This window comes from Pseudomonas abieticivorans (assembly GCF_023509015.1).
Taxonomy (GTDB): Bacteria; Pseudomonadota; Gammaproteobacteria; order Pseudomonadales; family Pseudomonadaceae; genus Aquipseudomonas; species Aquipseudomonas abieticivorans.
Map to the genome: position 1 here is coordinate 3,530,521 of NZ_CP094975.1, position 15,486 is coordinate 3,546,006.

At 62.5% G+C, this 15,486-nt stretch carries 14 protein-coding genes; 2 read left to right on the forward strand and 12 right to left on the reverse strand.

What is annotated here, in order from left to right:
• Positions 1-8: 8 nt before the first annotated feature.
• Positions 9-722, reverse strand: coding sequence for an ABC transporter permease (locus tag L9B60_RS16180; RefSeq protein ID WP_249671654.1), 714 nt, complete (start codon positions 720-722; stop codon positions 9-11).
• Positions 723-1,049: 327 nt separating this feature from the next.
• Between L9B60_RS16180 and L9B60_RS16185 the strand changes: the two genes are divergently transcribed.
• Positions 1,050-2,633, forward strand: a complete 1,584-nt coding sequence (locus L9B60_RS16185) for a peptide chain release factor 3 (protein ID WP_249671655.1) — start codon at positions 1,050-1,052, stop codon at positions 2,631-2,633.
• A gap of 131 nt (positions 2,634-2,764) precedes the next feature.
• On the opposite strand, the gene catA is transcribed toward L9B60_RS16185, so the two are convergent.
• Genes catA through L9B60_RS16200 form a run of 3 tightly spaced genes read right to left on the reverse strand, consistent with a single transcriptional unit; the run spans position 2,765 to position 5,201 of the window.
• The gene (catA, locus tag L9B60_RS16190; RefSeq protein WP_249671656.1) at positions 2,765-3,697 is read right to left on the reverse strand and encodes a catechol 1,2-dioxygenase; all 933 of its coding nucleotides are present in this window, start codon (positions 3,695-3,697) and stop codon (positions 2,765-2,767) included.
• A gap of 52 nt (positions 3,698-3,749) precedes the next feature.
• Positions 3,750-4,040, reverse strand: a complete 291-nt coding sequence (gene catC / locus L9B60_RS16195; protein WP_249671657.1) for a muconolactone Delta-isomerase — start codon at positions 4,038-4,040, stop codon at positions 3,750-3,752.
• A gap of 12 nt (positions 4,041-4,052) precedes the next feature.
• Entirely contained in the window at positions 4,053-5,201 is a 1,149-nt protein-coding gene (locus L9B60_RS16200) for a muconate cycloisomerase family protein (RefSeq protein ID WP_249671658.1), read from the reverse strand.
• Positions 5,202-5,326: 125 nt separating this feature from the next.
• Between L9B60_RS16200 and L9B60_RS16205 the strand changes: the two genes are divergently transcribed.
• Positions 5,327-6,211: a LysR family transcriptional regulator gene (locus L9B60_RS16205; RefSeq protein ID WP_249671659.1), complete on the forward strand. Its 885-nt coding sequence runs from the start codon at positions 5,327-5,329 to the stop codon at positions 6,209-6,211.
• Between the two features lie 63 nt (positions 6,212-6,274).
• On the opposite strand, the gene L9B60_RS16210 is transcribed toward L9B60_RS16205, so the two are convergent.
• The 8 genes from L9B60_RS16210 to L9B60_RS16245 form a co-directional block, all read right to left on the reverse strand.
• Positions 6,275-7,354: a polyamine ABC transporter substrate-binding protein gene (locus L9B60_RS16210; RefSeq protein ID WP_249671660.1), complete on the reverse strand. Its 1,080-nt coding sequence runs from the start codon at positions 7,352-7,354 to the stop codon at positions 6,275-6,277.
• 68 nt (positions 7,355-7,422) lie between these two features.
• Complete coding sequence (locus L9B60_RS16215) at positions 7,423-8,829, reverse strand: NAD(P)/FAD-dependent oxidoreductase (RefSeq protein WP_249671661.1); 1,407 nt, start codon at positions 8,827-8,829, stop codon at positions 7,423-7,425.
• A 48-nt stretch (positions 8,830-8,877) separates the two neighbouring features.
• Positions 8,878-9,684, reverse strand: coding sequence for an AraC family transcriptional regulator (locus tag L9B60_RS16220; protein ID WP_249671662.1), 807 nt, complete (start codon positions 9,682-9,684; stop codon positions 8,878-8,880).
• 190 nt (positions 9,685-9,874) lie between these two features.
• The gene (locus L9B60_RS16225) at positions 9,875-10,846 is read right to left on the reverse strand and encodes a peptide ABC transporter ATP-binding protein (RefSeq protein WP_249671663.1); all 972 of its coding nucleotides are present in this window, start codon (positions 10,844-10,846) and stop codon (positions 9,875-9,877) included.
• On the reverse strand, positions 10,846-11,814 hold the full coding sequence (locus tag L9B60_RS16230) for an ABC transporter ATP-binding protein (protein ID WP_249671664.1): 969 nt from the start codon (positions 11,812-11,814) through the stop codon (positions 10,846-10,848). The genes L9B60_RS16225 and L9B60_RS16230 overlap by 1 nt, the downstream gene beginning before the upstream one ends.
• Before the next feature lie 10 nt (positions 11,815-11,824).
• Positions 11,825-12,736, reverse strand: a complete 912-nt coding sequence (locus tag L9B60_RS16235; RefSeq protein WP_249671665.1) for an ABC transporter permease subunit — start codon at positions 12,734-12,736, stop codon at positions 11,825-11,827.
• Positions 12,737-12,746: 10 nt separating this feature from the next.
• Positions 12,747-13,757, reverse strand: a complete 1,011-nt coding sequence (locus L9B60_RS16240; RefSeq protein WP_249671666.1) for an ABC transporter permease subunit — start codon at positions 13,755-13,757, stop codon at positions 12,747-12,749.
• Between the two features lie 77 nt (positions 13,758-13,834).
• Entirely contained in the window at positions 13,835-15,430 is a 1,596-nt protein-coding gene (locus tag L9B60_RS16245; protein WP_249671667.1) for an ABC transporter substrate-binding protein, read from the reverse strand.
• Positions 15,431-15,486 lie beyond the last annotated feature (56 nt).

Here is a 15,486-nt window from a genome sequence, read left to right on the forward strand (position 1 = left end):
TCCTTGTCTCAGCGGGTCAGGCCACGTTCCAGCCAGGTACGGCTCACCACGATCACCAGGCCGTCGAGCAGCAGGGCGAGCAGGGCGGTACAGGCGGCACCCAGCAGCAGTTGCGGCTGGTTGTTCAGGGCGATGCCGGGAAAGATCAGGCTGCCCAGGCTGTTGGCGCCGATCAGGAACGCCAGCGGGGCGGTGCCGACGTTGATCGCCAAGGCCACGCGCACGCCACCGATGATGATCGGCACGGCGTTGGGCAGTTCCACCTTGAACAGCACTTGGCGGGGGGTCATGCCGATGCCCACGGCGGCTTCCTTCAAAGAGCCCTGAACATTCTTCAGGCCTTCGTAGGTGTTGCGCACGATGGGGAGCAGGGAGGCCAGGAACAGGGCGAAGATCGCCGGGCCACTGCCGATGCCCAGGATGCCCAGGGCGATGGCCAGGACGGCCAAGGGGGGAACGGTGTTGCCGATGTTGAAGACTTGCATGAAGCGTTCGGCGCGGCCGACCATGTTCGGTCGACTTAACGCAATGCCAGCGGGGATCCCCACTACCAACGCGGCCAGCATCGAGGCCAGCACCAGGATCAAATGAGCCTGCAGGTAGAACAGCAGGTCATCCTGGTAGTGCTTGATGGTACTGATGCCGATCCAGTGGACCAGCAGGGCCAGGATCGCGAGCGTTGCCACGCATCCTATCAGCCCCTTGCCATAGCGATTAGCCACAGGCGGACTCCTTTTTTTCAGTCGGCGGCCCGCAGTCAGTGGCGACCGGCCATTCCTGGCGGTCAACTGCAGGGTCGCGAGAAGCAGCACGCAGACGTTTTGAAAACAGTGTCGATGCGTGCCATGAGCGCAGCCTCGTCAGGCTAACTAGCTGATTTTGCTAACCCTGACGAATGATCGAATCAGGGAGTGGACGTCTCCGCTTATTAAAAGGTTCCCATCTGAGACAGCATTTGGCCACCCTTAATTTACCGAACGGTTCAGATCGGCCTTCACTTTGAGCTATAATCTGCGCCCTTTTTTGAATCACCCGCCAGGCGAGTTCCCATGACGCAACAGGCCGCCGAAGTCGCGAAACGCCGCACCTTCGCCATTATTTCCCACCCGGATGCGGGTAAGACCACCATCACCGAGAAGCTGTTGCTGATGGGCAAGGCGATTTCCGTCGCCGGTACCGTGAAGTCGCGTAAATCCGACCGTCACGCCACCTCCGACTGGATGGAAATGGAGAAGCAGCGTGGTATCTCCATCACGACGTCCGTGATGCAGTTCCCGTATCGCGACCACATGGTCAACCTGCTCGACACCCCCGGCCACGAAGACTTCTCGGAAGATACCTACCGCACCCTGACGGCGGTGGACTCGGCCTTGATGGTGCTCGACGGTGGTAAGGGCGTAGAGCCGCGGACCATCGCCCTGATGGACGTTTGCCGCCTGCGCGACACGCCGATCGTCAGCTTCATCAACAAGCTGGACCGCGACATTCGCGACCCGATCGAGCTGCTGGACGAAATCGAGGCGGTACTGAAGATCAAGGCTGCGCCCATCACCTGGCCGATCGGTTGCTACCGCGACTTCAAGGGCGTGTACCACCTGGCCGACGACTACATCATCGTCTACACCCCAGGCCACGGCCACGAGCGCACCGAGGTCAAGATCATCGAGAAGCTGGACTCCGATGAGGCCCGCGAGCACCTGGGTGACGAGTACGATCGTTTCGTCGACCAGTTGGAACTGGTGCAGGGTGCCTGCCATGAGTTCAACCAAGAAGAGTTCATGAACGGCCAACTGACCCCGGTGTTCTTCGGTACCGCCCTGGGCAACTTTGGTGTCGACCATGTGCTGGACGCGGTCGTCGACTGGGCCCCGCGCCCCTTGGCCCGCGTTGCCAACGAGCGCACCGTAGAACCCACCGAGCCCAAGTTCACCGGTTTCGTGTTCAAGATCCAGGCGAACATGGACCCCAAGCACCGCGACCGCATCGCGTTCATGCGCATTTGCTCGGGCAAGTACGACCAGGGCATGAAGATGCGCCACGTGCGCACCGGCAAAGACCTGCGCGTGGGCGATGCGTTGACGTTCTTCTCCTCGGAGCGTGAGCAACTGGTCGAGGCCTGGGCGGGCGATATCATCGGCCTGCACAACCACGGCACCATCCAGATCGGTGACACCTTTACCGAAGGCGAAGTGCTGGGCTTCACCGGTATTCCGCACTTTGCACCAGAACTGTTCCGCCGTGTGCGCCTGAAAGACCCGCTCAAATCCAAGCAACTGCGCCAAGGCCTTCAACAGTTGGCCGAAGAGGGCGCCACCCAGGTGTTCTTCCCCGAGCGCAGCAACGACATCATTTTGGGCGCCGTGGGTGTGCTGCAGTTCGATGTGGTCGCCAGCCGCCTGAAGGAAGAATACAAGGTGGAATGCGCCTACGAGCCGATCACCGTATGGTCAGCCCGCTGGATCGAATGCAGCGATAAGAAGAAGCTCGAGGAGTTCAAGGTCAAGGCCGTGGAAAACCTCGCGCTGGATGGCGGCGGCCACCTGACTTACCTGGCCCCGACCCGGGTCAACCTGGCGCTGATGGAAGAGCGCTGGCCTGACGTGAAATTCCGCGCGACGCGCGAGCATCACTAAGGGAATGAAAAAAGGGCAGCCATGAGCTGCCCTTTTTTATGCCTGGAATTGAGCGGTGGCTTTTTCGCGGATAACTCCGCTACAGGGCGACAAGTCCCCCTGTAGGAGCGAATTTATCCGCGAAGAGGCCCTCACTCTTCCAGGGCCCGCACCCGCTCACCGCGCTCTTGCGCCTGGTCTTGCACGGTCGGTTGCAAGGTGAAGTCGAAGTCGATCTCGGCGAACTCGCCGCTCACCCCATACGCCTTGGCACGTGCCTGGTCTGTGCTGAAAGTGATCTGCGCGATCAGCTCGTCACGTGTGGCGTAGGCGAAGTCGTCATGCAGGTACTTCTCGCCTGACAGGTTGATCTGGGTGGTCAGGTGGCGGTGGCCGGGTGCCGAGATAAAGAAGTGGATGTGCGCCGGGCGTTGGCCGTGGCGGCCCAGTTGGTCGAGCAACTGCTGGGTAGGGCCGTCCGGTGGGCAGCCGTAGCCTGACGGCACGATGCTGCGCAAGCGATAACGGCCTTCGGCGTCTGTCTCGATGCGCCGGCGCAGGTTGAATTCCGATTGGCTCGGGTCGAAGTAGGAGTAGGTGCCGCCAGTGTTGGCCTGCCAGACGTCGACGATGGCGTTGGCCACGGGCTTGCCTTGGGTGTCCTTGACCTGGCCTTTCATGAACAGGGGTTTGCCTGGGTCGGTGCCGTCGTCCAGGCGCGCTTCGTTTTTGCTCAGCGGTGCGCCGGCCACGTACAGCGGGCCTTCGATGGTGCGCGGGGTGCCGCCCAGTTGGCCGGCCGCCTCGTCCTGGGCATCCAGTTGCAGGTCCAGGTAGTGTTCCAGGCCCAGGCCTGCGACCACCAACCCGGCTTCTTGACGGGCGCCCAGCACGTTGAGGTAGTTCACCGCCTTCCAGAACTCTTCAGGGGTGACGTCCAGCTCTTCAATGATTTTTACCGTGTCTTTCAGGATGCGGTGGATCAGCGTCTTGGCCCGTGGGTTGCCGCCGTCGTTGAGGATGCCGCTGGCCTCTTCGAGGAATTTTTGCACCGGTTCGGTTTGCGAGATTTTGATAGCAGTCATGGTTATGGCCTCATCTTGTAATTATTAGTCAGCTCGCCTGTTCAGGCGGGTATCAACGGTCGTCTTCGTGGATCGAGGAGGGGTGGCGGCACATTGCGTCCACCTCGATCGCCATGTAGGGGTACAGCGGCAATTGCATCAGCGTGTCGTGCAGTTCTTGCACGCTGTCGACATCGAACACGCTGTAGTTGGCGTAAAGCCCTGCAATGCGCCACAGGTGGCGCCACTTGCCCTGCTGTTGCAGGCGCTGGGCCAGGGCTTTTTCGTCAGCCTTCAAGCGTGCGGCTTGCTCGGGGTTCATGTCTACCGGCAGGTTGACGGTCATTTTTACGTGGAACAGCATCGCAACGCCTCCTCAGGAATGGCTGTAGGTTGTGCTGGCTTTGTCGCGGCGGTGGAAGGCCAGGCGCTCTTCGTCCAGTTCCAGGCCCAAGCCCGGGGTGTTCGGTATGTGCAGGTGGAAGTCGCGGTATTCGGGCTTGTTGGCCACGATGTCCTCGGTCAGCAGCAGCGGGCCGAACAGTTCGGTGTCCCAGCCCAAACGCGGCAAGGTCAGGAAGGCGTGGGCCGAGGCCAGGGTGCCGACGCTGCCTTCGAGCATGGTGCCGCCGTACAGGCCGATACCGGCGGCATCGGCAATGGCTGCGGTACGCAGCACGGCGCGCGGGCCACCGTTCTTGGCAATCTTGAGGGCAAAGATGCTGCCGGCGCCGATGCGCGCCAGGTTGAAGGCGTCTTCCACGCACTCGATGGATTCATCGGCCATGATCGGGATCGGGCTGCTGACACTCAGGCGCGCCATGCCGGCCGGGTTGTTGCGCGAGATCGGTTGTTCCACCAGGTCGATGCCGTTGTCGCCCAGCACGCGGCAGGCGCGCAGGGCCGTGGCCTCGTCCCAGGCCTGGTTCACGTCGACCCGTACGCTTGCGCGCTCGCCCATGGCTTTTTTGATGGCGATCACATGGGCCAGGTCCTTGTTCACCTCGCCGGCACCAATCTTCAACTTGAAGATGCGGTGGCGGCGCAGGTCGAGCATCTTCTCGCCTTCGGCAATGTCGCGGGCGGTGTCGCCGCTGGCCAGGGTCCAGGCCACGGGCAGGCTGTCGCGCACGCGCCCGCCCAGCAACTCGCTGACCGCCATGTTCAGGCGTTTGCCTTGGGCGTCGAGCAGGGCGCTTTCAAGGCCGGACTTGGCGAAGGTATTGCCACGGGCGATGCGCTCCAGGCGCAGCATGGCGGCATTGATGTTGCCGGCCGGTTGGCCGATCAGCATGGGTGCCAGGTGTGTGTCGATATTGGTCTTGATGCTGTCGGGGCTTTCGTTGCCGTAGCTCAGGCCGCCGATGGTGGTGGCCTCGCCGATGCCCTCGATGCCATCGCTGGCACGGATGCGGATGATCACCAGCGTCTGGTGCTGCATGGTGTGCATGGCCAGCTTGTGCGGGCGAATGGTTGGCAGGTCGACGATGATCGTCTCGATGGACGTGATCGTTGGAAGACTCATTTCGATACCCGTGAAGTCGTTTTCTTGTGTAAGCCGATAGTGATCCGCCGTTATCGAGGAATCCAATATAGAATTGGTCTTGTTTGATACCTGCCGGGTATTGTCGACTGATCGGGAGGCTCGTCATGGAGCTCAGGCACCTGCGTTACTTTCAGGCTTTGGCCCACACCTTGAACTTCACCCGCGCTGCCGAGCGCCTGCACATCGCCCAGCCGCCGTTGAGCCGGCAGATCCAGCAGTTGGAAGACGAGTTGGGCGTGCAGTTATTGGAGCGTGCCCGGCCCCTGCGCCTGACCGAAGCCGGGCGTTACTTCAACGAGCACAGCAGCACGCTGCTGCATCAGCTCGATACCTTGTGTGAAAACACCCGGCGCATCGGCCAGGGCAAAAAGACCTGGATGGGCATCGGCTTCGCGCCATCGACCTTGTATGGCGTGCTGCCGGAATTGATCCGCCGCCTGCGCAGCCCCGATGCCGAGCTTGAGTTGGAGTTGGGGCTGTCCGAGATGACCACGTTGCAGCAGGTCGAAGCCTTGAAGGCCGGGCGTATCGACGTGGGCTTCGGGCGCATTCATATCGACGACCCGGCGGTGATGCAGACCGTGCTGCGCGAGGACCGGCTGATTGCCGTGCTGCCCGCCGGCCACCCGCTGCTGGGCCGGACGGTGAGCCTGGCAGACCTGGCCCATGAGCCGTTCGTGCTCTACCCCGGCAACCCACGGCCGAGTTACGCCGACCATGTGCTGGCACTGTTTTCCGCCCATGGCCTGAGTATAAAAGTGGCGCAGTGGACCAACGAACTGCAGACGGCGATAGGGCTGATTGCAGCAGGAATAGGCATCACGCTGGTGCCAGAGACGGTGCAGGTGCAGCATCGCGACGACATTGGTTATGTGTCGCTGGTAGAGGCGAATGCGACGTCGCCAATTATCCTGAGCCGGCGGGTGGGCGATGTGTCGCCAGGGGTGCTGCATTGTTTGGCGGTGGTGGAGGCATTGCGGGCCAGATAGCGTTTGGCTACTGCCCTCAACCCAGCCCTCTCCCCGTGGGAGAGGGTTGGGCCCACCCTGATTTCAACTCCCCGACTTGATCTTCGTCCACAACCGCGTGCGAATCCGGTCGATCGCAAGCGGCATCGCCTCCAACGCGAACAGCTTGCCCATCATCTCCTCGCTGGGGTAAACCTTGGTGTCGTTGCGCACCTCAGGGTCTATCAATACGTCGGCCTTTTCGTTGCCATTGGCGTAATGCACGTAGTTGCTGATGCCGGCCATCACCTTGGGCTCCAGCAGGTAGTTCATGAACGCGTAGCCGGCTTTCTCGTCGGGGGCGTCGGCGGGCATGGCGACCATGTCGAACCAGATGGCGGCGCCTTCCTTGGGGATGGAGTAGCCGATGTTCACGCCGTTCTTCGCCTCTTTGGCGCGGGTTTCGGCCTGCAGGATGTCGCCGGAAAAGCCCACCGCCACGCAGATGTTGCCGTTGGCCAGGTCGCTGGTGTACTTGGAGGAGTGAAAGTAGGCCACGTAGGGGCGCACTTTCATCAGCAGGGCTTCGGCTTTTTGGTAATCGGCCGGGTTTTTGCTGTGCGGTGGCAGGTGCAAGTAGTTCAGTGCTGCCGGCAGCAACTCGGGGCCGTTGTCGAGGATGGCGACGCCGCACTCCTTGAGCTTGCTCATGTATTCGGGCTTGAAGATCAGGTCCCAGGAGTCGACCGGAGCGTTGTCGCCCAGCACGGCCTTGACCTTGTCGATGTTATAGCCGATGCCGGTGCTGCCCCACAGGTAAGGGAAGCCGTGGCGGTTGCCGGGGTCATTCACTTCCAGGGCCTTGAGCAGCACCGGGTTGAGGTTTTTCCAGTTCGGCAGTTGGCGCTTGTCCAGGTCCTTGAGGGCTTTGCCCTGGATCTGCCGGGCCATGAAGTGGTTGGAGGGGAACACCACGTCGTAGCCGGAATGGCCGGTCATCAACTTGCCGTCCAGGGTTTCGTTGCTGTCGTACACGTCGTAGGTGGGGATGATGCCAGTGCTTGCCTGAAAGCCTTGCAGGGTGTCGGGGGCGATGTAGTCCGACCAGTTGTAGATTTTGACCGTTTCAGCCGCCTGGCTTAACGAGGCGACGAACATCAGCGGGGCAATGGTCATACGGCGCATGTCTTATTCCTTGCTGTTTATAAGTAAGGGCAGGCTTTCAGGTGACCCAGGCGGTTGGCTCCGGGTCGTCAGTGCATGAAACTCTCCATGAACCCCGCCAGTTGGCTGGCCAGCTTGCGGCGCCAGGGGGCGGCGTGCGGGTTGGCCAGGGTCTGGTCTTCGTGTACGAAGCTTTTGATGATGGCGTTGTAGCCCAGCCAGCGACAGGGCTCCGGCTCCCAGGCCTTGAGGCTGGCAAGGCCGCCCGTGGCGGTGACCCAGGGCTGGCGTACCAGGTCGGTTTCCCGTTGCAGGATCAGGTCGGCCAGGGTGCGCCCGCCCAGGTTGCTGGCGCCCACGCCTTCGCCGCCGTAGCCACCGGCCAGGGCGATGCCGCTGGCGTGGTCGCAGAGCATGTGCGGGCGAAAGCGCCGCGACATGCCCAGGTTGCCGCCCCAGGCGTGGGTCACGCGCACGTCCTTGAGCTGTGGGAACAGCTCGCCAAACAGGTAGCGGCGCAGGCCGATCTCGCTGTCGGTAAGGTTGAAGTCCTGGCGCAGGCGGCCGCCGAACTGATAGCCACCACGGGCGCCAAACACCAGGCGGTTGTCGGCGCTGCGCTGGCCGTAGGTGACCTGCCGGCTGCTTTCGCCAAAGGCCTGGCCGTGCTCAAGGCCGATGCTGGCCCAGAGCTGTTCGCTCAGTGGTTCGGTGGCGATCAACAGACTTTGCACGGGCAACTGAAAGCGGCCCAAGGGCGGCAGGGTGACGCCGTACCCTTCCACGGCAGGGATGACCCAATGGCTGCGCACGGTGTTGCCAGCGGTGGTGACCTTGCCGGGTTGCCAGTCGGTAACCGGGGTGTTTTCGTAGAGGGCCACGCCCATGCGCTCCACCGTACGCGCCAGGCCGCGCACCAGGCGCGCAGGCTGGATGGTCGCCACATGTGGTGAATAAATACCACCAAAAGGCGTGGCGATGCGGATCTGCTCGGCAAGCGCCGCAGTGTCCAGCCAGCGATAGTCCGCCTCGGTCAGGCCCTGGCCGTGCAAGTGCTTGAGCCACTCGCGCTGGCTGGTCTCTTGCTCGGGGTAGCGCGCCGCGCAATACAGCGCGCCGCCCTTGCGGTAGTCGCAGGCGATGCCTTCGCGCTCGATCACCGCGCCCACTTCGTCGGGGATGCCGTGCAGCAAGTCGTAGGAAGCGCGGCGTTGCTCGGCAGGCAGTGCGGCAAGCATGCGGTCTTCGTTGAGCAGGTTGCCCATCACCCAGCCACCATTGCGGCCCGAGGCACCGAAGCCTGCGGTTTGCCCTTCGATGATGGCGATGCTCAGGTTGGGTGCCTGGCGCTTGAGGTAGTAGGCCGTCCAGAGCCCGGTGAAACCGGCGCCGATGATGGCCACGTCGACCTTCAAGTCCGCGGCCAGCGAGGCGCGGGCTGTCAGGGGTTCATCGAGTTGGTCCATCCACAGGCTGATGTTGCGCCAGGCCGACATGCCGTTCTCCATCCGTCATTGCGATGGCGTCGATGCTAGTGGCTGGGCTCAGGGTGTGTCTTGCGCGCGTGTCCGCAGAGAAAGTTGCTTGAGGTAGGCCGTGGGCGATTGCCCGGTGTGTTGGCGGAAGCTCTTGTAGAAGGCCGACAGTGAATTGAAACCGGCCGCGAAGGCCAGGTCATCGATGCGCGCCCCGGGGGTGCAGTCGATGGCGGACAGCAGGTGGTGCAGTCGGGCCTGGGTCACGTAGCGGTAAAAGCTCTGGCCCAGCACCTGGTTCAGCAAGTAAGACATCTGGTTGCGGCTGTAGCCGCATTCGCGGGCGACCTGTTGCAGGTCAAGGTCGGGGTTTAGGTAGGGCTGCTTGCGCTGGAAGTATTGTTGCAGGTCTTCGGCCATGAACTTCAACTGGTGGGGCGACAGGCCCAGGCGGCTGACGGTGGGGCGCAGGTTGTCACCCTGTTTGCCCTCGGCGTTTTCGCGCACCAGGGATGCGTATTCGTTGACCCGCCAGATCAGCCCTTCGCGCACGGTGATGGCTTCGCTGGCACGGAAGGACACCAGCCCTTGGCCGCCGCGCAGGGTGACTTTGTACTGGATGAACGCGGTGTCGCCGTCAAAGCGCAGGCGGTCGGTATGCTCAAGCAGTTCGTCGGGGCCGCGCGGCAGGCTGACGCCCACGTAGTCGCGTAGCTCGTGCAGGCGCAGCAGGCGGTTCTGGAAGAAGTCGTGGTATTCGATATCGGGGTGGTACAGCGCCATGATGCCGTCCAGGTCGCGGTGCTTCCAGCACAGGTGGTAGCGCGTGACGGTGGCCTGGGTAATGGCGGTTTGGGCGGGGGTGTCGTCGAGCATCAAGGCTCCTGCGGTGATGTTGAGGGCCTCGCGCAGCGCCGCTGTAGGAGTGGATTTAGACGCGAAAAGCACGCCACGGCTATCCCTGATACACCGCGTTGGATTTTTCGCGGATAAATCCGCTCCTACAAGAAGGAAGCGTGCCCGCGACGGCGGTTTGGCGACCGCCATCGCAAGCAAACCGTAGGCATCAGTTCAAAAACTGCTCCGCATAATGACAAGCCACCTGCCGCGTATCAACCTGGCGCAGCTCCGGTATTTCACTGGCGCAACGTTCGGTGGCATACGGGCAGCGCTTGTGAAAGGCGCAGCCGCTCGGCGGGTTCAACGGGTTGGGCAGCTCGCCAACGATTTTGATCTTTGGCTTGAGCGGGTCCGGGTGGATGGTCGGGGTAGCCGATAGCAGCGCCTGGGTATAAGGGTGCAACGGACGGGTGTAGATGTCTTCCTTGGGGCCCATTTCTGCCGGGCGGCCGAGGTACATCACCAACACGTCGTCGGCCACGTGGCGCACCACCGCCAGGTTGTGCGAGATGAACACATAGGCGGTGTTGAACTCTTGCTGCAGGTCCATGAACAGGTTCAGCACCTGGGCCTGGATCGACACGTCCAGGGCCGAGGTGGGTTCGTCGGCCACCAGCACCTTGGGTTGCAGCATCATGGCGCGGGCCAGGGCGATGCGCTGGCGCTGGCCACCGGAGAACATGTGCGGGTAGCGCTGATAGTGCTCGGGGCGCAGGCCCACCTGGCGCATCATGGCCTGGACTTTTTCGCGGCGCTCGGCGGCCGTAAGCTTAGTGTTGATCAGCAGCGGTTCGCCCAGTTGATCACCCACTTTCTGCCGCGGGTTAAGCGAGGCGTACGGGCTTTGGAACACCATCTGCACGTCCTTGCGCAGTTGCTTGCGCTCGGCCTTGCTGGCGCCGTGCACCTCTTGGCCGGCGATTTTCAGCGAGCCGGACGAGGGCTCCTCGATCAGGGTCAGGGCGCGGGCCAGGGTCGATTTGCCGCAGCCGGACTCGCCGACCACGGCCAGGGTCTTGCCGGCTTCCAGTTCGAACGACACGCCGTTAAGGGCGCGCACCAGCGCATGGCCCTTGAACAGGCCGCGGGACACTTCGTAGTGACGGGTAAGGTCGCGGGCGGTCAGTACGACGCTCATTACGCCACCTCCTGGTTCAGCGGATAGAAACAACGCACTTGGCTATGCACCTTGGGGTCCAGGCTTGGGCGTTGCGTGCGGCAGTTGTCTTGCACATACGGGCAGCGCGGCGACAGCAGGCAGCCCTGCGGGCGGTCGTAGCGGCCGGGCACGATGCCGGGCAGGGTGGCCAGGCGCTCGGCACCTTCGCTGTGCTCGGGGATGGCCATCAGCAGCGCCTCGGTGTACGGGTGCCCGGGCACATCGAACAATTGTGGGATGTGGCCGATTTCCACCGCTTGGCCGGCGTACATCACGCACACGCGCTGGGCAGTTTCGGCGACCACGGCCAGGTCGTGGGTGATCAGGATCAGGCCCATGTCCTGCTCCTGCTGCAGGCTGATCAGCAGCTCCATGATCTGCGCCTGAATAGTCACGTCCAAGGCGGTGGTCGGCTCATCGGCAATCAGCAGTTTCGGCTCGCCGGCAATCGCCATGGCGATGGCGACGCGCTGGCTCATGCCGCCCGACAGTTGATGCGGGTAGGCGTCCAGGCGGCTTTCGGCGCCCGGGATCTCGACTTTTTTCAGCAGTTCCAGCGCGCGCTGGCGGGCCTGCTTGTTGTTCATCCCCAAGTGCTGGCGCAGCACTTCCTGGATCTGGAAACCCACGGTGTAGCTGGGATTGAGCGCGGTCATGGGGTCTTGGAAAATCATCGCCAGGTCTTTGCCCACCACCTTGCGCCGCTGGCGCGAGCTGAGCTTGAGCATGTCGTTGCCGTCGAAGTTCATCGCGTCGGCGGTGATGATGCCGGGGTGATCGATCAGGCCCATCAGCGCCATCATGGTCACCGACTTGCCGGAGCCTGACTCGCCGACGATGGCCAGCACTTCGCCTTTTTCCACGCTCAGGTCCAGCCCGTCGACCACGGGCACGGCCTTGGCGTCGCCAAAGCGCACGTTCAGGTTATTGATTTGCAAAAGTGACATGGTCGGCTCCTCAGGCGGCATTCTTGAGTTTGGGGTCCAGCGCATCGCGCAGCCCGTCGCCCATCAGGTTGATTGCCAGCACGCTGAGCAAAATGGTCAGGCCAGGCAGGCTCACTACCCACCAGGCGCGTTCGATGTAGTCGCGGGCCGAGGCCAGCATGGTGCCCCACTCAGGGGTTGGCGGTTGCACGCCCAGGCCCAGGAAGCCCAGTGCCGCGGCGTCGAGGATGGCCGAGGAAAAGCTCAAGGTGGCCTGCACGATCAGTGGCGCCATGCAGTTGGGCAGCACGGTGATGAACATCAGGCGCGGCAGGGTGGCACCGGCCAGGCGGGCGGCGGTCACGTAGTCGCGGTTGAGTTCGCCCATGACGGCGGCGCGGGTCAGGCGCACGTAGGAGGGCAGCGAGACCACGGCGATGGCGATCACGGTATTGATCAGGCCAGGGCCGAGGATGGCAACGATCGCCACAGCCAGCAGCAGCGAAGGCAGGGCCAGCATCACGTCCATCAGGCGCATGATCGATGGCCCCAGGATGCGCGGGAAGAACCCGGCCAGCAGGCCCATGAGGATGCCCGGGATCAGCGACATTACTACCGACGACAAGCCGATCAGCAGCGACAGGCGCGAGCCATGGATCAATCGCGACAGCAGGTCGCGGCCCAGCTCGTCGGTGCCCAGGATGAACTGCCATTGGCCACCTTGCAGCCACACCGGCGGGGTCAGCAGAAAGTCGCGGTATTGCTCGCTGGGGTCATGGGGCGCGACCCAAGGCGCGAACAGCGCGCAAAACACGATCAGGCACATGAACAGCAGGCCGGCGACGGCGCCTTTGTTCTTGGCGAACGCTTGCCAGAATTCTTTGTACGGGGAGGGGTAGAGCAGGCTTTGGTCCACTGCTACCGCTGGGGTTGGGGTATTCATGTTCTGTACCTCAGCGTTGATGGCGGATGCGTGGGTTGGCCAGGCCGTAGAGGATGTCCACCACGAAATTGACCAGGATCACCAGGCAGGCGATCAACAGGATGCCGTTCTGTACCACGGGGTAGTCGCGGGCGCCGATTGCCTCGATCAGCCACTTGCCGATGCCAGGCCAGGAGAAGATGGTTTCGGTGAGCACGGCGCCAGCGAGCAAGGTGCCCACCTGCAGGCCGAACACCGTCAGCACCGGGATCAGCGCGTTGCGCAGGCCGTGCACGAACACCACGCGGGCTGGCGACAGGCCTTTGGCGCGGGCGGTACGCACGTAATCCTCACGCAGCACTTCCAGCATCGAGGAGCGGGTCATGCGGGCGATCACCGCCAGTGGGATGGTGCCCAGCACGATGGCCGGCAGGATCAGGTGGCGCAGCGCATCGATGAACGAGCCCTCCTGGTCACTGAGCAGGGTGTCGATCAGCATGAAGCCAGTCTTGGGCTCGATGTCGTACAGCAGGTCGATGCGCCCGGACACTGGCGTCCAGCCCAGGCTTACCGAGAAGAACATGATGAGGATCAGGCCCCACCAGAAGATCGGCATTGAATAGCCGGCCAGGGATATACCCATTACCCCATGGTCGAACAGCGACCCTCGCTTGAGGGCGGCGATTACCCCCGCCAGCAGGCCCAGGATGCCGGCGAAGATCAGCGCGGCGATGGACAGCTCCAGGGTGGCCGGGAACAGGGTCAAAAATTCATGCCAGACGCTGTCGCGGGTGCGCAGCGACTCGCCCAGGTTGCCGTGGGCCAGGTTGCCTACGTAATCGAGGTATTGCGCGTACAGGGGCTTGTTCAAGCCCAGGCGTTCCATTGCCTGCGCGTGCATTTCGGGATCGACGCGGCGTTCGCCCATCATGACTTCCACGGGGTCACCGGGGATCAACCGTATCAGGGCGAACGTCAACAACGTGATGCCGAAGAAGGTGGGGATCAACAGCCCCAATCGGCGAGCAATAAAACTAAACATCGTGTGTGGTACCTCATCAGCCGGTTAGGCATGTCCCGCGCCCGGCCGGGGTCGGCTGGGCGTGGCGTGTTTCTTTTTTACTTCACCTGGGTGGTGGCGAAGTTGTTATTGGTCAGAGGGCTGATGTTGTAGCCCTCGACATTTTTGCGTAGCACGGTAAACAGTTTTGGGTACGCCAAGGTGATCCACGGTTGATCTTGCATGAAGATCACCTGGGCCTTCTCATAGATCGCCGCGCGTGCGTTGGGTTCGGTTTCGGTGCGTGCCTGGGTGACCAGGGCGTCGAAGTCCTTGTTGCACCAGCGTGCGGCGTTTTCACCGCTCTTGGCTGCATCGCAACTTAGGTTGGGGCTGAGAAAGTTGTCGGGGTCGCCGTTGTCGCCGGCCCAGCCGTAGAACGCCAGGTCGTGCTCGCCCAGCTTGATGCGCTTGACCATTTCGCCCCATTCGAGGATGCGAATATCCAGTTTGATACCGATCTTGGCAAGGTCGGCTTGCAACAATTGCGCCGCCAACGGTGGATTGGGGTTGGTGGGGCCACCGCCGTTGCGCGCGAATGCGGTGAGGGTGGTGCCTTCGGGCACGCCGGCGGCCTTGAGCAGGGCGCGGGCTTTTTCCGGATCATAGGGCGGGTCTTGCACGGCTTTATTGAAGCCCAGCAGGGTGGAGGGGTAGGGGCCAGTGCCTGGCACAGCGTTGCCTTCGCCGAACAGCGTGTTCACGAAAGTCTTTTTGTCGAAGGCCATGGCGATGGCTTGGCGCACGCGAACATCGCTCAGGTATTTGTGCGAGGTGTTCATGGCCAGGTAGCTGGTCAGCAGCGCCTCCATCTGATCGACCCGGATGTTCGGGTCGCCGGCCAGGCCTTTGATGTCGTCCGGCTTGGGGTAAACGGCGATCTGGCACTCATTGGCCCGCAGCTTTTGCAGGCGCACATTGCTGTCGGTGGTGATGGCGAATACCAACGGGTCGGCGGCCGGCTTGCCCTTGTAGTAGTCCGGGTTGGCCTTGTAGCGAATTTGCGCATCCTTGCTGTAGCGCACCAGGATGAACGGGCCGGTACCGATCGGCTTGCTGTTGATATCGCCGGTTTTATCGGCCTTGAGCAATTGATCGGCGTACTGTGCCGAATAGATCGAGGCAAAGCCCATGGCCATGTCGCGCAAGAACGGCGACTCAGGGCGGGCGAGGGTGAAGGTGACGGTGTAGTCGTCGACTTTGTCGACGCTCTTGATCAGGTCCTTCATGCCCATGGCTTCGAAATACGGGAAGCCCATGGTGGCTTTTTCATGCCAGGGGTGCTTGGGGTCCAGTTGGCGCTGGAAGCTCCATAGCACGTCGTCGGCGTTGAATTCGCGGCTTGGCTTGAAGTAATCGGTGGTCTGGAACTTCACGCCTTGGCGCAGGTGGAAGGTATAGACGGTACCGTCGGCGCTCACCTCCCAACGCTCGGCCAGGCCAGGTTGGATATCGGTGGTGCCGGGCTTGAAGTCCACCAGGCGGTTGAACACCGTTTCCGCGGAGGCATCGGCGGTGGTCGCGGCGGTGTACTGCACGATGTCGAACCCTTCCGGGCTGGCTTCGGTGCACACGACCAAAGGCTTGGCGGCGACGCCGACCGTTACGCTGAGCAGTGCTGCCGCGATGGCGGCACGAAGGGGAAGCGTTTTCATGGGTACCCTCTACGATCATTGCAGATTAGTCGGTGCGGCCGATTCGGCGAATCGGC